This window comes from Streptomyces sp. MK37H (genome assembly GCF_018035285.1).
GTDB lineage: Bacteria > Actinomycetota > Actinomycetes > Streptomycetales > Streptomycetaceae > Streptomyces > Streptomyces endocoffeicus.
The window spans coordinates 15,784-33,424 of the sequence record NZ_JAAAYH010000051.1 but is presented as its reverse complement, the minus strand read 5'-3'; the positions used below and the strand labels follow the sequence as shown (position 1 = coordinate 33,424).

Below are 17,641 nucleotides of genomic sequence, written 5' to 3'. Positions count from 1 at the left end.
ACGCCCGGTCCCCCCGCAGCAGCGCGGTGATCCGCGCCGCGGCCGCCCCCAGGTGGTGGCGGGCCTCGGCCAGCTGGGTGTCCGTCACCCCGTGGTCGCGGGCCGCGTCGCGGACGTCGTCCCGGAACCGGTCCAGCAGCCGCTCCAGATCGCGGGCGGGGGCGCCGGAGGGGGTGAAGTCCGTGGCCCACTCGGGCTCCCGCACTCCGGCCGTGCCGCTGCCACCGTCCTTGGCGGTCGGCTTCTCCTCCGCGCTGCCGCCCTCCGGCTTCGTCACGTCCACCCGCTCGACTGTGACATCCGGCCCGGACGCCTCGTCGTCCCAGCTCCAGTCCGAGCGCGAGGTGCCCGGCCGGGAGATCCGGCCCATACCGCGTGACACCTCGGCCAGTCCCTCGCGCACCGCCCGCTGCCAGTCGCCCGCCCGGATGTGTTCCTGCGTCTGCTCCTGGACCCGCCGGGCGATCCGCTGGACCTCCTCGCGCGCGAAGTCCTGCGCGTCCCTGGCCTGCTTACGGGCGCGCTGGGCGTCCTGCCGGGCCCGCCGGCTCTCCTCCTTGGCCCGGCGCGCCTGCTCCTTCCACTCCTCCTTCGCGCGCCGCATCTCCTCCTTCGCCTGCCGCCAGGTCTCCTTGTCGCCCCACGCCCCCTCCCACGGGGCCTGCTTGTCCTGGGCGCTGCCGGAGGCGCGGGCCTGCTGGGCCGCCTCCCGCATCTCCCGCCGCAGATCGCTCGCGGAGCCGCGGACGTCCTCCCTGATCTCGGCGGCGAGTTCGGCGACCGACTCGCGGATCTCCAGCTCCAGATCGGCCAGCTCACCGCTGCGGTCGGCCAGTTCGGCGCGCCCGGCGTCGGTGATGGAGTAGACCTTGCGGCCACCCTCGGTGGTGTGGGTGACCAGCCCCTCGGCCTCCAGCTTGGCCAGCCGCGGATAGACGGTGCCGGCCGAGGGCGCGTACAGCCCCTGGAACCGCTCCTCCAGCAGACGGATGACCTCATAGCCGTGGCGCGGCGCCTCGTCGAGCAGCTTGAGCAGATACAGGCGCAGTCGGCCGTGGGCGAATACGGGGGGCATCAGAGGACCTTTCCCTGGGTGCCGTCGGTGGTGTCCGTGTCGTCCTCGGACGGCGGACGGCGCAGCAGCGCGATGGCGCCCGAGACGGTGGTGGCCTTGAGGCTGCCATTGCCCGTGCCGAGCCGGCCGGTGATCCTCTTGGCGCCCCACTGGCCGGTGACCCGCAGATCGTCGAAGCCGTTGGAGACCGAGCCGCTGGCCGTGTTGGCCTCCACCTCCGCGTCGGTGGGATGCGGCAGCCGGATGGCGATCTCACCGGAGACGGTGGCGAGGCAGATGTCGGAGCCCTTGGGGGCGGGCGCCAGGTCGAGCACCATGTCGCCACTGACCGACTCGGCCCGCACCGAGGGCCCGGAGCCCTCGATCACGGTGAGGTCGCCGGAGACGGAGTGGAACCGCAGATCGCCCGTGACGGCCTGGGCCTCGACGCGGCCGGATACGGTGTCGGCCTGGACCGGACCGGTCAGCCCGAGCAGGGTGAAGTCGCCGGAGACACCGCGCAGCTCGGCACGGCCGGACAGCCCGGAGACCACGGCGGAGCCCCCGATCACGCCGACGGTGGCGCTGGTGCCGACGGGCACGGTGAGGGTGACATGGGCGGTGCGGGTGTAGTGCCCGAGCCACTTGCGGAAGCCCTTCCGGGGGAGGTCGTCATAGCCGACGCTCAGGGTGCCGTCGATGTGGGTGACCTTCAGCGGCGGGCCGTCGATCTCCGAGACCTCGAGGCGGGCGGGGCCGGGGGCGGCGCCGACCACATTGACCGTGCCGCCCGCGATCTGGACGTCGAGCGTGGACACCGGGTCGTCGAGGGTGAGCTTCTGTGGCGCGTTGATCGACCACTGTGATCGGGCTGACATCCCTGGCCTCCCCTGGCTGGACGTGCGACGCGCCATATGGACGCAACATATCGTGTCTCCTGCACAACACGATATATCGCGGAAGGGCGGAGTCAAGCCCGGTCCGTCCCTGATCCGACCCTGATCCGTCCCCGGTCCGAGCCTGATCCGGCCCCGCATCCGTGCGCAATCGCACGAGGGGGTGGAAGATGCATGGCGCAGCCATCGTTTCTCTGTGGGCTGAATCGCATTTTTTGAAGAAACTCCTCCGGCCTGGGAATTTCCGCTAGAGCTTCGCTAGAGTCCTGGTAGAGCATCATGGAGACATATGTTCGGGACTGTTACCTTCGTGGCCTCGGAATCGGAAGGAAGAGGGGCCGTGGGGGAATGACGTCGCAACCCTTGAATACCTCGGTGCCACAGGAAGGCGCGGAGCCGGACTCGGTTGCCCAGCTGTTGTTGCGGGCGGCGCGCGACCATGCCCATTCGGGCGTGCGCTATCTGGTCGGGCCCACCGCGAATGAATCCGTGCGGCAGTCCTATCCGGAACTTCTGGAATCGGCGCTCGGGCTCCTCTCCGCACTCCGCGAACGGGGATTGCGGCCGCAGGACAAGGTGGCCCTGCTGCTGGATCGCCAGCCGGAATTCCTGACGGTCTTCTGGGCCTGTCTGCTGGGCGGCTTCGTGCCCTGCCCGATGGTGCCGATCTCCGGCGACCCGGCCCGCTGGGCGGCCCAACTCGCTCACGTCAACGGGCTGTTGGACGGCCCGCTGCTGGTGACCACCGAGGCGACGCGGGCCGAGCTGCCCGAGGTGCCCGGGCTCGCGGTGGCCGTCGTGGAGGAGCTGCGGAAGGGCGAGGGCGCCTCCGGCGCCGAGCGCGGGCAGCCGCCCGCCGTGCACTCCGCGGCCCCTGGCGACCTCGCCCTGCTGGTGCTGACCTCCGGCTCCACCGGGAATTCCAAAGCGGTCATGCTGACCCATGGAAATATCCTGGCGTCGATGGCCGGAAAGGCGGGAAAGCAGCGGCTCACCGCCGCCGACACCACCTTCAACTGGATTTCCTACGACCATGTGGCCGCGCTTCTCGAAGCGCATATGCTGCCGCTGTACGTGGGTGCCGAGCAATTGCACGCGGAAGCCGCGGTTATTCTCGAGGAACCGCTGCGGTTCCTCCGGATCATATCCCGTCACAAGGTCACGATGACCTTTACGCCGAACTTCCTCCTCGGTCCGCTCAATTCCTCCGTCCATGAGATAGCGGAGGAGATGTCGGCGGGCGGCGAAGGGCTCGATCTCAGCGCGCTGCGCCATATTGTCAGCGGCGGTGAGGCGAATGTCGTCGCGACCGGCGAGGCATTCCTGTCGCATTACGCCCCGTACGGACTGCGGGAGGCCGCGCTCTGGCCCGCCTTCGGCATGACGGAGACCTGCGCCGGCAGCATCTACAACCGCGCGTTCCCGGCCACCGACGCGGGCCAGGAGTTCGCCAACCTCGGCACCCCCGTCGAGGGGCTGCGGATCCGGGTCGCCGACGACGACCACCGGGCGCTGCCCGAAGGCGAGATCGGCGAGCTGCAGCTCAGCGGCCCGATGATCACCCCCGGCTACTACAACAACGACGACGCCACCGAGGAAGCCTTCACCCCCGACGGCTGGTTCCGCAGCGGCGACCTGGGCCGGATCGACGAGGGCCGGCTGACCCTCGTCGGCCGCAGCAAGGACAGCGTCATCGTCAATGGCGTCAACTACTTCAGCCATGAGATAGAGGCCGCCCTGGAGCAGCTCGACGATGTCGCCGGCGGCTATGTCGCGGCGTTCCCGACCCGCCGCCCCGGCAGCGACACCGAGCAGCTGGTCATCGCCGTCAGCCCCGAACCGGCGGACGACGACGAGGCCGGGCTGCACCGCATGATCACCGCGGTGCGCTCCACCGTCGTGATCCACTGGGGCTTCCGGCCCTCCCTCATCCTGCCGCTGCCCAAGGACGCCTTCCCCAAGACCAGCCTCGGCAAGACGCTGCGCCGCCGGATGCGCCAGCGCCTGGAGTCCGGCGGATACGACGACGTCATCGAGCGGGTCGCGGAGCTGACCACCCGCCGGCTCGGCGGCCACACCCCGCCCGAGGGCGAGACCGAGCGGATTCTCGCCGAGATCTACGCCGAGATGTTCGACACCACCGCGGAGCGGATCAGCGCCACCGCGAGCTTCTTCGACCTGGGCGGCACCTCGCTGGACATCCTGCGGCTGCGGCGCCAGGTCCACCGGCGCCTGGGGGTCGCGGATCTGCCGGTCATCACGGTGCTCACGGCGCCGTCGGTACGGCAGCTCGCCGCCCGGCTCGACACCGGCGGCGCGCCCGGCTCCGCGGTCTACGACCCGGTCGTACCGCTGCAGACCGGCGGCGAGAAGACCCCGCTGTTCTGTGTCCACCCCGGCGTCGGCGAGGTCCTGGTCTTCGTCAACCTCGCCAAGTACTTCGTCGGCGACCGGCCGTTCCACGCGCTGCGCGCCCGGGGCTTCAACGAGGGCGAGAAGCCCTTCACCAGCTTCGAGGAGATGGTGGAGTGCTATGTGGAGGCCATCCGCGCCCGCCAGCCGCACGGCCCCTACGCCGTGGCCGGATACTCCTACGGCGGCGCCGTGGCCTTCGAGATCGCCAAGGTGCTCGAGGCCCAGGGCGAGCGGGTCGACTTCGTCGGCAGCTTCAACCTTCCGCCGCACATCAAGTACCGCATGGACGAGCTCGACTTCATCGAGACCGCGACCAACCTCGCCTTCTTCCTCGACCTGATCAACAAGAAGCAGTCGCTCGACCTCCCCGCCGAACTGCGCCCGCTGTCCCGGGAGGAGCAGCTCGCGCATCTGCTGCGGATCGCCCCGCGGGCCCGGCTGGACGAACTCGACCTGGACCTGGACAAGTTCACCGCCTGGGCGGAGCTGGCCCATGGCCTCACCACCCTGGGCCGCGACTACCATCCCAGCGGCACCACCCGGTCCATGACGGTCTTCTACGCGATCCCGCTGCGCGGCACCAAGGAGGACTGGCTGGCGAACGAGCTGCGCCGGTGGGACGACTACACGACCGAGCCCAACCGGTATGTGGACGTACCCGGTGAGCACTACACACTGATGGGTCCGCGGCATGTCGCGGCCTTCCAGGCGGTTCTGCGCAGGGAGCTCGACCGTGCGCTGGACGACGCCGACCGGGCCCGGACCACGGGCCAGTCATAGGCCCGTAAGGGCCAGGCACAAGGCCCCGACAGGGCCGGCCACAGGACCCGACAGGGCCAGGCACAAGGAGAAGAGCAGGGTGGAAGGCAAGAAGATCCTGGTCACCGGCGGCACCGGGCAGGTCGCCCGGCCGGTGGCCGAGGCGCTGGCCGAGCGCAACGAGGTGTGGTGCCTGGGCCGGTTCGGCACCCCCGGTGTCGAGAAGGAGCTGAACGACCAGCGGATCACCACATTCCACTGGGACATGAACGACCCGCGCGAGGCGGCGTACGAGGGGCTGCCGGACGACTTCACCCATGTCTTCCACTCGGCGGTGCGCCGCGGTGAGGACGGCGACGTCAACGCGGCCATCGAGGTCAACTCGGTGGCCACCGGCCGGCTGATGTCCCACTGCCGGACGGCGGAGGCGTTCCTCTTCGTCTCGACCGGGGCGCTCTACAAGCGGCAGACCCTCGACCACGCGTACACCGAGGACGACCCCGTGGACGGAGTGGCCGACTGGCTGCCCGCCTACCCGGTGGGCAAGATCGCCGCGGAGGGCGCGGTACGGGCGTTCGCCCAGGTGCTGAACCTGCCGACGACCATCGCCCGGCTCAACATCGCCTACGGCCCCGGCGGCTACGGCGGGGTGCCGATGCTCTACTTCAAGCGGATGCTCGCGGGCGAGCCGATACCGGTGCCCATGGAGGGCCAGAACTGGTGCTCGCTCCTCCACACCGACGATCTCATCGCCCATGTCCCCCATCTGTGGCAGGCGGCGTCGACCCCGGCCACGCTGGTCAACTGGGGCGGGGACGAGGCGGTCGGGATGACCGACTGCGTGCGCCATCTGGAGGAGCTCACCGGGGTCACCGCCCGGCTCGTCCCGAGCGAGGTCACCCGGGAGACGTATCACTTCGACCCCGCGAAGCGGCGGGAGATCACCGGCCCCTGCCGGGTGCCGTGGCGCGAGGGCGTACGGCGCACGCTCCAGGCGCTCCACCCCGAGCACCTTCCGTCTTAAGCCGCGGCACACCGCCGTCTGAGGAGTGGCGACCACCATGGCATCACCGAACATCGAGGCCATCCGGGCCTCCTACGCGGGTTTCCGCGACCGCGACATCGAGGGAATCCTCTCGGGCATGCACCCCGATGTGGAGTGGGTGCATCCCGAGGGGATGGCCAAGTACGGGCTCGGCGGCACCAAGCTGGGCCATGCGGGTATCAAGGAGTTCCTCGCCCATGTGCCGACCGTGCTGGGCGGGATGAAGCTCGCGCCGAAGGAATTCATCGAACAGGGCGACCGGGTCGTGGTCTTCGGCACCCGTGAGGTGACCTCGCTGAGCGGCAGGACCGTGACGCTGGACTTCGTCCACTCGTGGACGATGCGGGACGGCAGGGCGACGAGGATGGAGGACATCTTCGACACGGTGGCGTTCCATGAACTGATCGAGAGCTGACCGGAATCGCATAGCAGCCGCCCGCTCCCGCGCCGAGAAGGTACGGGAGCGGACGGCTGTCAGGTCTCAGGTCTCAGGTCCCGGATCTCAGACCGTACGGAAGACCTCTTCGTACTCCAGGCGCGGCAGCCGCCCCATCCAGGCGTCCGGACCAGGCTTGCCGATGTTGACCACGCAGACCGCCGCGTGCCGCCCGTCCTCGAAGAACTCCTTGGAGACGGCCGCGTGGTCGAAGCCGATCATGGGCCCGGCGGCGAGCCCCGCGGCGCGCACGCCCAGGATGAAGTAGCCCACCTGGATCGCGGTGTTGAACCGTGCCGACCCCTCCCGGGCCTCCGGGTCGGCGAAGAAGGCCTGCGGGTTCTCCATGAACGGCACCAGCCGCGGCAGCTCCTCATGGAAGTCCAGGTCCGCGGCGAGCACCGCCACCAGCGGGGCCTTGGCCGTCTTCTCCTGGTTCCGCCCCGTCATATGCGACACCAGCCGGGCGCGCGCCTCCTCCGAGCGCACCAGCACCACCCGCAGCGGCTGCTGGTTCATCGAGGTGGGGGCGTACTTGACCAGTTCGTGGATCGCGCGGACCTGCTCGTCCGTCACCGGCTCGTCGGTGAAGGTGTTGGCCGTACGGGCCTCCAGGAACAGCTGACGCTGCGCCTCCGGCGCCAGGGTGAGAGGGCTCAGGGCCTCGCTGCTGTCCGGTGCGCTCATGGAGCTCTCCTTGTGAAGCGATGGTGAAACGATGTGATCCGCCGATGAATTAATTGGACTAGACGGGCTAGTCCACTGCGGTAAACGAAGGCTAGACTCACAAGTCCATCGAGGGCAAGACCGGCTTGGAGCGAGGAGGTTGGGCCGTTGCGGACGGACAGCAGTCCCCGGCGCGGTGCGGCGGGACGGCCCGTGGGCCCCCAGCCCGCCAAGCGGCAGGCGATATTGGAGGCGGCGGTGGCCGTCTTCCTGCGCGAGGGGTACGACCGGGCGAGCGTGGACGTCATCGCGGACGAGGCCCGCGTGTCCAAACAGACCGTCTACAACCACTTCGGCGACAAGGAGCGGCTGTTCATCGCCGCCGTCGAGGAGGAGCGGGAGCGGGTGGCGGCCGGTTTCGCCGCCGGTTCTCCGTACGCCCTCGGGCCGGACGGCGCCGGGGCCCCCGAGGCGTACGACTCCGGCGATGCCCGCACCGCGCTGCTCGCCTTCGGTCACCGGGTGCTCGCCGTACTGCTCGACGCACGGGCCTCCGCGCTGCGTCGCCTGGTCATCGCCGAGGTCGCCCGCCACCCCTCGCTGCGCCCCGCGTGCGCGGAGGGGGAGCCCCAGCAACTGGTGAAGTACCTCGCCGAGATGCTCGGCCGGCGCACCGGCAGCGGTGAGCTGAGCGTGCCCGATCCGGCCACCGCGGCCCGCCAGTTCGTGGCCCTGATCATTCAACAGGGGCTCTACCAGTCGATGTACGGCACCCGCCCGCTCGCCGAGGACGAGGCCACGGCCGTCTGCGAGGGCGCCGCCGACCTGCTCGTCCGTGCGTACCGCCCATGAAGCCCGAAGAGAGGTGCCACCCATGCGGGTGAGCGTGCTCGGACCGCTGACACTCGGCCTCGGCGCCCGGTCCGGAGTGCCCAGCGCGATGAAGCCGCGCAAGGTGCTGTCCCTGCTGCTGCTCAACGCGGGCCGGATGGTGCCGGTGCAGTCGCTGATGGCCGAGCTGTGGGGCGATCAGCCGCCGCGCACCGGGCTGACCACGCTCCAGACGTACATCCTGCATCTGCGCAAGCTACTCGCCGAGGGGCTGGGGATGTCGTCGGCCGCCGTCACCCGGGAGGTGCTGCAGACCAGGCCCGGGGGGTACGCCATGGTGGTGAGCCCGGGGGAGCTCGACGTCCATGAGTACCGCGACCTCGTCGCCGAGGGCGAAGGCGCGCTCGAGGCCGGCGACGAGCGGACGGCGGACGCCTCCTTCCGGCGGGCGCTGGCCCTCTGGCAGGGCCCGGCCCTGGTCGACGTCACGCCGCACGGGCGGCCGCTGCAGGCGGAGGTCGCCCGGCTGGAGCAGTCCCGGCTCACGGTCACCGAGCGCGGCATCGAGACCCGGCTGCGGCTCGGCGGCCATCTGGAGGTGCTGAGCGACCTCGCCTCGCTGGTCGTGGAGCACCGCTTCCACGAGGGCCTGCACGGTCAGTACATGCTCGCCCTCCACCGCTCCGGCCAGCGCACCCGCGCCCTGACGGTCTACCAGCGGCTGCGGATGGCGATGACGGAGGAGCTGGGGCTCGAACCCTCGGCGAAGCTGCAGCGGCTGCAACAGGCGGTGCTGGTGTCCGACCCCCGGCTGGACCACGAGGCGGGGACGCCGGGGCGGGGTCCGGTGGTGGCGTGAGGGGCGGCCGGCAGGGCCGCGGCGCCCTCGGACGCCACCGTCGGAGGGACGCCCTCAGACGTCGTCGTCCTCCTCGTCGAGCCGGGCCAGCCAGGTCGCCAGCCGCTCCACCGGGACCTCGAAGTCCGGGTTCAGGTCGACGAACGTCCGCAGCTGCTCGGCGAGCCACTCGAAGGTGACCGCCTCATCGCCGCGCCGCTGCTCCAGCTCCTCGATACCGCGATCGGTGAAGTACAAGGGTCGCTCCGGAAGGGTGGTGTGGATCTACCCGCCCAGGATATGCGGCCCCGTACCCCGGTGAGCGACCAGAGGGCCGCCGGGGTTGACGTTGACGCGGGCGTCAATGTTTACGGTTCATCGACATGACCGACATGACAGCAGCGCACTTTTCCGGCAGAGCAGTGATCGTCACCGGCGGGGGCACGGGGATCGGGCGGGTCACCGCGCGGACCTTCGCCGAGCAGGGCGCCCAGGTCCTGGTGGTCGGCCGTACGGCGGCCCGGCTCGCCGAGACGGCCGCCGACGCCCCGGGCATCCGGCCGCTGACGGCCGACATCGCGGCCCCCGGCGCCGCCGAGTTGATCGTGAACACCGCGATGGAGGCGTTCGGCCGCATCGATGTGCTGGTCAACAACGCCGCCGTGGTCCGGCAGACGCCGCTCGGGGACATCCGGCGGGACGCCGCCGAGGAGATGCTGGCCGTCAATCTGCTCGCCCCGATGTACCTCACCCAGGCCGCGCTTCCGCGGCTGAGCGAGAGCGCGGGTGTCGTGATCAACGTCAGTACGGCGATCGGTCAGCGCGGCTGGCCGATCGCCGGCTCGGAGCTGTACGCCGCGCTGAAGGCCGCCCTCGACACGCTGACCCGCAGCTGGGCCGTCCAACTCGCCCCGCGCGGGGTGCGCGTGGCCGGTGTGGCCCCTGGCCCCATCGCCACCGGGATCGGGCATCACCAGGGGCTCGACACCGAGCAGATCGACGCCCTGCGGACGACCCTGATCGGGCATGTGCCGCTGGGGCGGCTCGGCCGGGCGGAGGAGGTCGCCTTCTGGATCACCCAGCTCGCCCGGCCCGAGGCGGCCTACACCACCGGGGTCGTACTGCCGGTGGACGGCGGCGCGCTGGTCGGCTAGCCGCGGACCGCGGTTCTTTCCCCTCCCCGCCCCTTCCCGGCACCTGACGATATTGCGGCTCCGCCGCGTGGGGGGCTCCGCCCCGGACCCCGGCCGGACGCCCCGGATGTGCGCGGGCGGCCGCCCGGTCACCGGCCGGCGGCTCGACCACCCCGCGCCGCAGGTGGCGCGGTCGGCGCCCTGGCGGTGAGCTGATCGCGGCGACGGTCGGCCCGTCACTCTCCCCCGGGGTCCAGGGGCGAAGCCCTTGGTAGCGGGAAGGGGCGGGGGAGGGGAGCAGCCCGCCGCAGGCGGCGCGGGCCGTCGGGCGTCCCGTCCGCGGGTAGTCTCGCCGCATGCGGATAGGGGAGTTGGCGAAGGCCACCGGTGCCACGACCAGGGCCTTGCGCTTCTACGAGGAGCGCGGGCTACTGAGCTCCGCACGCGCGGTCAACGGCTACCGGATGTACGACGAGCAGGCGGTCAGGCGGGTGGCCAACATCCGCTATCTGCTCGACGCCGGGCTCACGCTCGAGGACATCGAGCACTTCGGCGCCTGCCTGGACGGCGACCTGCCCAGCAGCCGGCCCTCCGAGGCCATGCTGGACATCGCGCGTCGCCGCCTGAGCGTGCTGGACGACCGGATCGCCATCCTCGCCCGGGTGCGTAACGAGCTCGCCGAGCGGCTGGCCATCGCTTCCGGCGACCGGACCGCGGTCAGTCCGTCTGGCTGAGCAGCCAGGACACCAGCGCGCGGACGGCGCCGCCCAGCGCGGCGGCGATGACGGTGAGGAAGGGCGGGGCGGCGGCGGTTCGGCATCTCAACTCCTTGGCGAAGGCGACTTGCGAGGCGTAGGTCGCGGCCCGGTTACTCGGCGTGAACGCCAGGGCCCGGATGGGGTCTCGCCATCCCAGGTGATAGCGACATGGCAGCGGAGCCCCAGCTGCTGATGGTGGATGGGCTGCGGCCGAGTTCAGCGGCGATCGCCCGGATCAGTGGCCTTCTCCCGCAGCCGGTCGGCGATGTAGATCCGGTCGTCGTCGCGCAGGTACCGGGACGCGCCAGAAGACGGCACCATCGGTCTGACCGGAGGTGCCGCCTTCTACTTGCGGTCGGCGCTGCGACCGTTGCGCCATCGTCGGCCGGTCTTCGGGTTGATGCCGACGATCTGGCATGCCTTGCTGTTGCTCAGGCCCTGCTGCATGAGCTGGAAGTATGCCTCCCGCTCACGCAGCAGCTTCTTACGTCCCTGAGCTACGGTCCGCAACTCCCGGATCTTGAAGTCCATCGCATGCCCTGAACTGGGGTGTTGCGACGACCACTGGAACGGAACATGTGCGGGACCGGGCCTTCCGGATCAGCCGTACGGAACGGGGTGAATCAGATCTCGAAGACCTCGCTCACCAGCGCCGCCTGCTCCGACTGGTGCCGCTTGTTCGACCCCACCGCGGGCGAGGACGAGTGCGGACGGGAGACCCGGACCAGGCGCTCGGCGGCGGGGACGTCCGCGCCGACCGACAGCTCCAGGTGGTCGATCAGGTTGAGCGCGATGAACGGCCACGCACCCTGGTTGGCCGGCTCCTCCTGCGCCCAGACGAACTTCTCGACGCCCGAGTACTTGGCGATCTCGGCCTGCAGCTCCGCACCCGGCAGCGGGTACAGCCGCTCCAGGCGGATGATCGCCGTGTCGTTCGCGCCGCGCTTGTCCCGCTCCGCGGCCAGGTCGTAGTAGACCTTGCCGGAGCAGAAGACCACCTTGCGCACCGAGGCCGGGTCGGCCGTCTCGTCGCCGATCACCGGGCGGAACGAGCCGGAGAGGAACTCCTCGGTCTTCGACGCCGCGGCCTTCAGACGCAGCATCGACTTCGGGGTGAAGACGACCAGCGGCTTGTGGTGCGGGTTGTGGACCTGCCAGCGCAGCAGGTGGAAGTAGTTCGACGGCATCGTCGGCGCGGCGACCGTCATGTTGTTCTGCGCGCACAGCTGGAGGAAGCGCTCGATCCGGGCCGAGGAGTGGTCCGGCCCCTGGCCCTCGTAGCCGTGCGGCAGCAGCAGGGTGACGCCGGAGGTCTGGCCCCACTTCTGCTCGGCCGAGGAGATGAACTCGTCGACGATGGTCTGCGCGCCGTTGACGAAGTCACCGAACTGCGCCTCCCACATGACCAGCGCGTTCGGGCGGGCCAGCGAGTAGCCGTACTCGAAGCCCATCGCCGCGTACTCGCTGAGCAGCGAGTCGTAGACGTTGTACCGGGCCTGGTCCTCGGTGAGGTACAGCAGCGGGGTGTAGTCGTCGCCGGTCTCGCGGTCCACCAGCACCGCGTGGCGCTGGCCGAAGGTGCCGCGGCGGGAGTCCTGGCCGGCGAGCCGGACCGGGGTGCCCTCCATCAGCAGCGAGCCGATGGCGAGGGTCTCGCCCATGCCCCAGTCGATCGAGTCGTCCTCGATCATCGCCGCGCGCCGCTGGAGCTGCGGGAACAGCCGCGGGTGGACGGTGATCCGGTCGGGGGTGTTGACCTGGGACTCGGCGATCCGCTTGACGACCTCCTGGGAGACGGCCGTCTGGACCGAGACCGGGAACTCCGCCTGCGGCTCGGGGACCTCGGCCGGGGCCGGGGCCGAGACCGCGTCGCGGACCTCGGTGAAGACCTTCTCCAGCTGGCCCTGGAAGTCCTGCAGCGCCTGCTCGGCCTCTTCCAGCGTGATGTCGCCGCGCCCGATCAGCGACTCGGTGTAGAGCTTGCGCACCGAGCGCTTCTTGTCGATCAGGTCGTACATCAGCGGCTGGGTGAAACCGGGGTTGTCGGTCTCGTTGTGGCCGCGGCGGCGGTAGCAGATCAGGTCGATGACCACGTCCTTGTTGAACGCCTGGCGGAACTCGAAGGCGAGCCGCGCGACGCGCACGACGGCCTCCGGGTCGTCGCCGTTGACGTGGAAGATCGGCGCCTCGATCATGCGCGCGACGTCCGTGGCGTACATCGAGGAGCGGGACGCGGCCGGGGCGGCGGTGAAGCCGACCTGGTTGTTGATCACGATGTGCACGGTGCCGCCGGTGCGGTAGCCGCGCAGCTGCGACATGTTCAGCGTCTCGGCCACGACGCCCTGGCCCGCGAAGGCCGCGTCGCCGTGGAGGGCGACGGGCAGCACCGTGAAGTCGGTGCCGGCCTTGCCGATGATGTCCTGCTTGGCGCGGACGACGCCCTCCAGGACCGGGTCCACGGCCTCCAGGTGGGAGGGGTTCGCGGTGAGCGAGACCTTGATCTGCTCGCCGTCCAGACCGGTGAAGGTGCCCTCGGCGCCCAGGTGGTACTTGACGTCGCCGGAGCCGTGCATGGACTTCGGGTCGAGGTTGCCCTCGAACTCGCGGAAGATCTGCGCGTACGACTTGCCGACGATGTTGGCCAGCACGTTGAGCCGGCCGCGGTGGGCCATGCCGACGACGACCTCGTCCAGGCGCGACTCGGCGGCCGCGTCCAGCACCGCGTCCAGCAGCGGGATGACGGACTCGCCGCCCTCCAGGGAGAACCGCTTCTGGCCGACGTACTTGGTCTGGAGGAAGGTCTCGAACGCCTCGGCCGCGTTGAGCCGGCGCAGGATGCGCAGCTGCTCCTCGCGCTCCGGCTTGTCGTGGCTGCGCTCGACGCGGTCCTGGATCCACTTGCGCTGCTTGGGGTCCTGGATGTGCATGAACTCGATGCCGGTGGTGCGGCAGTACGAGTCGCGCAGCACGCCCAGGATGTCGCGCAGCTTCATCATGGACTTGCCCGCGAAGCCGCCGACCGCGAACTCGCGCTCCAGGTCCCACAGGGTGAGCCCGTGCTCGACGATGTCCAGGTCGGGGTGCTTGCGCTGGCGGTACTCCAGCGGGTCGGTGTCGGCCATGACATGGCCGCGGACCCGGTAGGAGTGGATCAGGTCGAAGACCCGCGCCGCCTTGGTGACGTCGTCGTCGTGGCTGACGTCGATGTCCTTGAGCCAGCGGACCGGCTCGTACGGGATGCGCAGCGCCTTGAAGATCTCGTCGAAGAAGTCGTTCTCGCCGAGCAGCAGCTGGTTCATGATCCGCAGGAACTCGCCGGAGGCGGCGCCCTGGATCACCCGGTGGTCATAGGTGCTGGTCAGCGTCATGACCTTGGAGATGCCCAGCTTGTTCAGGGTGTCCTGGGAGGTGCCCTGGAACTCGGCCGGGTACTCCATGGCGCCGACGCCGATGATCAAGCCCTGGCCGGGCATCAGCCGCGGCACCGAGTGGACGGTGCCGATGCCGCCCGGGTTGGTGAGGGAGGCCGTGACGCCGGTGAAGTCCTCCATCGTCAGCTTGTTCGCACGGGCGCGGCGGACGATGTCCTCGTAGGCCTGCCAGAACTCGAAGAAGTTGAGCGTCTCGGCCTTCTTGATCGCGGCCACGACGAGCTGGCGGTCGCCGTTGGGCTTGACCAGGTCGATGGCGAGACCGAGGTTGATGTGCTCGGGCTTGACCAGGGTCGGCTTGCCGTCCTTCTCGGTGAACGAGTAGTTCATCGAGGGCATCGCCTTCAGCGCCTGCACCATGGCGTAGCCGATCAGGTGCGTGAAGGACACCTTGCCGCCGCGGGCGCGCTTGAGGTGGTTGTTGATGACGATGCGGTTGTCGAACAGCAGCTTCACCGGGACGGCGCGCACCGAGGTGGCGGTCGGCAGCTCCAGCGACGCGTTCATGTTCTTCGCCACGGCGGCGGACGGGCCGCGCAGCGTGACCAGCTCGGGCCCCGCGGAGGGCGCGGCGGGCTCCTTCTTGGAGACCGTCGGCTCGGCCGGGGTCGGCTTGACCGGCGCGGGCTTGGCCGGGGCCGCCGGGGCCGCCGGGGCGGCCTTCGCGGCGGGGGCCGCGGGCTGCGCCGCCGCGGGCTTCGCGGCAGCGGGAGCGGCGGGGGCCGCGGCGGCCGGCTTGGCCTCGGCGGGCTTCGCGGCCGGGGCGGCGGGCTTGGCCTCCGCCGGTCCCGCCGCGGCGGGCTGGGCCGGGGCCGCCGGGGCGGCGCTCGCGGCTACTCCCTGTGGTGGCGTGGCCACCGCGGAGCCGGTGTCCTGACCCGGCTTGTAGTCGGCGAAGAAGTCCCACCAGGCTCGGTCGACCGAGTTCGGGTCCTGGAGGTACTGCTGGTAGATCTCGTCGACGAGCCACTCATTGGGGCCGAAGGCAGCGGCAGGGTTACTCCCCTGCCCGTCCTGTTCATCGGTCGAGACGCTCGAGGTGTTGGGGGACTGTGGCGACACGGCGGCAACCGCCCTCTTCCGCTTCCTAAAGGTGGTGGACAGCGGGAATAAAGGCTACGCCTCTTGGACCCTTACGTGCAGGCCGCACTGGTCATCGTCGCGCAAGTCACATTGATTGGTGGGTTTCAGCGCATGACGCACCGGGAAACACACGGGGTTTCGTGCGTTTCCTCCGGCGCGGGGCAGCGCAGACGTGCACCCCTGTCGCTCGTATGTGCGCGACAGGGGCGATTTTACTTCAGCTTTGATCTCAGGGGGTGCCTGGTTTGGGTTCCGGGGCAGGTCCGGGGAGGCTGACCTTGATCCGGCAGCCGCGCGGGGACTCCGCCACGCCTATCCGCCCGCCGTGCAGATCCACCGCCCAGCGCGCGATCGCCAGCCCCAGACCGGTGCCGCCGTCGCTGGCGGGCCCCGGCCCCGGCCGCCGCCGGCCGTCCATCGAGCCGTCCGGGGAGAGCCCGCCCCGGTTGAACCGCTCGAAGACCCGGTGCCAATCCGCCTCCGGAATGCCGGGGCCCTCGTCCAGCACCTCCAGCTCCAGGCTCTCCGGGCCGTCACCGCGCCGGGCGCGCACGGTCACCCGGCCGTGTGCCGGGCTGTGCTTCACCGCGTTGTCGATGAGGTTCGCCATCACCTGGTGCAGCCGCTCGGCATCGGCGTGGGCGGTCAGCTCGGGCGGCGAGACGTCCAGGTTGAGATGGACGTCCTTACGGGTGTGCGCGCCCGAATGGGACTCCGCGCCCTTGGCCATGCCGGCCTCCTTGAGGATCCCGGCCAGATACGGCCAGACCTCGAACCGCCGCGCGTGCAGCGGCACCACCCCGTTGTCGAGGCGGGAGAGATCGAGCAGCTGGTCCACCAGGCGGCCCAGGCGCTGGGTCTGCTTCAGCGCGACCCGCATGGTCTCCGGATCGGCGTCCGAGACGCCGTCCACCACGTTCTCCAGCACCGCCCGCAGCGCCGCGATGGGGGTGCGCAGCTCATGCGAGACGTTGGCCACCAGCTCCTTGCGGTGGGTGTCCACCGCCTCCAGGTCGGCCGCCATCCGGTTGAACGCGGACGCCAGATCGCCGAACTCGTCCCCGCGCTGCGCCGCCCGCACCCGCCGGGTGTAGTCCCCGTTCGCCATCGCCCGGGTGACCTCGGTCATCTCGTCCAGCGGGGCCGTGAGCCCGTTCGCCACGAACTGGGTGATCAGCAGCGAGGCGATGATCGAGAAGATGGTGATGACGCGCAGCTCGGTGTCGGAGTGCATCGCCGCGAAGACGAGCAACGTGGTGATGATCACCGAGCCGACGACCAGCGCCCCCAGCGCCGCCTTGACCGAGCGGTACGGGTCGAAGGGGCGCAGCGCCTCCCAGACCCGGGCCCAGGTGGCGCGGGACCACGCCCGCCGGCCCGTGGGGGCCCCGGGCAGCCGGCGGACCTTGGGGGCCCTGCGCGGCCAGAGCCTGGGCGCCTTGTCCGCCCAGACCTGGGGAGCCCTGCGCGCCCAGCTCCCGCGTGCCCAGCCCCTGGGAGCCGTGCCTGCCCGGACCTTGGGGACCCTGCGTGCCCAGCGGGCCTTCGTCATGCCGCCGGGGTCTCCAGGGCGTAGCCCACGCCGTGCACCGTACGGATCCGCTCCGCGCCGATCTTCCGGCGCAGCGCCTTGATGTGACTGTCCACGGTGCGGGTGCCCGAGGCGTCCGCCCAGTCCCACACCTCGGCCAGCAGCTGCTCGCGCGAGAGCACCGCGCGCGGGGTGTTGGCCAGACAGACCAGCAGATCGAACTCGGTCGGGGTGAGGTGCACATCCGAGCCGCGCACCCGCACCCGGCGCTGGGCGTGGTCGATCTCCAGCTCGCCCAGGCGCAGGATCCCGCTGCGCGGGGTGTGGGCGGCCAGCGCCGCGCGCTCCACCCGCCGCAGCAGTACGTGCACCCGCGCGGCCAGTTCGCGCATGGAGAACGGCTTGGTCATGTAGTCGTCGGCGCCGACCCCGAGCCCCACCAGCATGTCGGTCTCGTCGTCGCGCGCGGTCAGCATCAGCACGGGCACCGGCCGCCGGGCCTGCACCCGCCGGCAGACCTCCAGACCGTCGAAGCCCGGCAGCATCACGTCGAGGACGAGCAGATCGGGCTGCCACGCCTCGGCCGTGTCGACCGCCGCCGGACCGTCTCCCGCCGTCTGGACCTGGAACCCCTCGGCGCGCAGCCGGGCCGCGATGGCGTCCACTATGGTCGGATCGTCCTCGACGACGAGGACCCGGCGCTGTGCGCCAGGGGTGGTCGTGGCGGTCCCGTTGTGACCGTTGTGAGTCTGCTCCATACGCCCG

At 70.6% G+C, this 17,641-nt stretch carries 15 protein-coding genes; 7 read left to right on the top strand and 8 right to left on the bottom strand.

All coding sequences use genetic code 11. The features are described from left to right. A partial coding sequence (locus tag GWI24_RS10535; RefSeq protein ID WP_210945641.1) for a PadR family transcriptional regulator occupies nucleotides 1-1,075 on the bottom strand: 1,075 nt, incomplete at its 3' end. After that, complete coding sequence (locus GWI24_RS10530) at nucleotides 1,075-1,932, bottom strand: DUF4097 family beta strand repeat-containing protein (RefSeq protein WP_210945640.1); 858 nt, start codon at nucleotides 1,930-1,932, stop codon at nucleotides 1,075-1,077. The genes GWI24_RS10535 and GWI24_RS10530, both read right to left, overlap by 1 nt. Before the next feature lie 366 nt (nucleotides 1,933-2,298). Between GWI24_RS10530 and GWI24_RS10525 the strand changes: the two genes are divergently transcribed. The 3 genes from GWI24_RS10525 (at nucleotide 2,299) to GWI24_RS10515 (ending at nucleotide 6,584) form a co-directional block, all read left to right on the top strand. After that, nucleotides 2,299-5,145 (top strand): non-ribosomal peptide synthetase, encoded by a 2,847-nt coding sequence (locus GWI24_RS10525; RefSeq protein WP_210945639.1) that lies wholly within the window; start codon nucleotides 2,299-2,301, stop codon nucleotides 5,143-5,145. 79 nt (nucleotides 5,146-5,224) lie between these two features. Beyond that, nucleotides 5,225-6,148, top strand: coding sequence for an NAD(P)-dependent oxidoreductase (locus GWI24_RS10520; RefSeq protein ID WP_308343606.1), 924 nt, complete (start codon nucleotides 5,225-5,227; stop codon nucleotides 6,146-6,148). A 37-nt stretch (nucleotides 6,149-6,185) separates the two neighbouring features. After that, the gene (locus GWI24_RS10515; protein ID WP_210945637.1) at nucleotides 6,186-6,584 is read left to right on the top strand and encodes a nuclear transport factor 2 family protein; all 399 of its coding nucleotides are present in this window, start codon (nucleotides 6,186-6,188) and stop codon (nucleotides 6,582-6,584) included. 87 nt (nucleotides 6,585-6,671) lie between these two features. On the opposite strand, the gene GWI24_RS10510 is transcribed toward GWI24_RS10515, so the two are convergent. Next, on the bottom strand, nucleotides 6,672-7,292 hold the full coding sequence (locus tag GWI24_RS10510) for a malonic semialdehyde reductase (protein ID WP_210945636.1): 621 nt from the start codon (nucleotides 7,290-7,292) through the stop codon (nucleotides 6,672-6,674). Between the two features lie 192 nt (nucleotides 7,293-7,484). Between GWI24_RS10510 and GWI24_RS10505 the strand changes: the two genes are divergently transcribed. Together GWI24_RS10505 and GWI24_RS10500 are read left to right on the top strand one after the other, a co-directional pair. Then, nucleotides 7,485-8,123 (top strand): TetR/AcrR family transcriptional regulator, encoded by a 639-nt coding sequence (locus GWI24_RS10505; RefSeq protein WP_308343605.1) that lies wholly within the window; start codon nucleotides 7,485-7,487, stop codon nucleotides 8,121-8,123. A 22-nt stretch (nucleotides 8,124-8,145) separates the two neighbouring features. Then, nucleotides 8,146-8,961, top strand: a complete 816-nt coding sequence (locus tag GWI24_RS10500) for an AfsR/SARP family transcriptional regulator (RefSeq protein WP_210945634.1) — start codon at nucleotides 8,146-8,148, stop codon at nucleotides 8,959-8,961. A 54-nt stretch (nucleotides 8,962-9,015) separates the two neighbouring features. Here GWI24_RS10500 and GWI24_RS10495 read toward each other — a convergent pair whose 3' ends face one another. Next, complete coding sequence (locus tag GWI24_RS10495) at nucleotides 9,016-9,198, bottom strand: DUF6104 family protein (protein ID WP_210945633.1); 183 nt, start codon at nucleotides 9,196-9,198, stop codon at nucleotides 9,016-9,018. 125 nt (nucleotides 9,199-9,323) lie between these two features. On the opposite strand from GWI24_RS10495, the gene GWI24_RS10490 reads away from it, so the two are divergent. Together GWI24_RS10490 and GWI24_RS10485 are read left to right on the top strand one after the other, a co-directional pair. Further along, nucleotides 9,324-10,094 (top strand): SDR family NAD(P)-dependent oxidoreductase, encoded by a 771-nt coding sequence (locus GWI24_RS10490; RefSeq protein ID WP_210945632.1) that lies wholly within the window; start codon nucleotides 9,324-9,326, stop codon nucleotides 10,092-10,094. A gap of 335 nt (nucleotides 10,095-10,429) precedes the next feature. Continuing rightward, entirely contained in the window at nucleotides 10,430-10,807 is a 378-nt protein-coding gene (locus GWI24_RS10485) for a MerR family transcriptional regulator (protein ID WP_210945631.1), read from the top strand. A 369-nt stretch (nucleotides 10,808-11,176) separates the two neighbouring features. On the opposite strand, the gene GWI24_RS46800 is transcribed toward GWI24_RS10485, so the two are convergent. The 4 genes from GWI24_RS46800 to GWI24_RS10465 all read right to left on the bottom strand — a co-directional run bounded on the left by GWI24_RS46800 (nucleotide 11,177) and on the right by GWI24_RS10465 (nucleotide 17,634). After that, nucleotides 11,177-11,362, bottom strand: coding sequence for a helix-turn-helix domain-containing protein (locus tag GWI24_RS46800; RefSeq protein ID WP_247616163.1), 186 nt, complete (start codon nucleotides 11,360-11,362; stop codon nucleotides 11,177-11,179). A 92-nt stretch (nucleotides 11,363-11,454) separates the two neighbouring features. Continuing rightward, nucleotides 11,455-15,324, bottom strand: a complete 3,870-nt coding sequence (locus GWI24_RS10475; protein WP_210945630.1) for a multifunctional oxoglutarate decarboxylase/oxoglutarate dehydrogenase thiamine pyrophosphate-binding subunit/dihydrolipoyllysine-residue succinyltransferase subunit — start codon at nucleotides 15,322-15,324, stop codon at nucleotides 11,455-11,457. Nucleotides 15,325-15,574: 250 nt separating this feature from the next. Further along, complete coding sequence (locus tag GWI24_RS10470; protein WP_247616162.1) at nucleotides 15,575-16,897, bottom strand: cell wall metabolism sensor histidine kinase WalK; 1,323 nt, start codon at nucleotides 16,895-16,897, stop codon at nucleotides 15,575-15,577. Further along, entirely contained in the window at nucleotides 16,894-17,634 is a 741-nt protein-coding gene (locus GWI24_RS10465) for a response regulator transcription factor (RefSeq protein ID WP_014054863.1), read from the bottom strand. The genes GWI24_RS10470 and GWI24_RS10465 overlap by 4 nt, the downstream gene beginning before the upstream one ends. Between the last annotated feature and the right edge of the window lie 7 nt (nucleotides 17,635-17,641).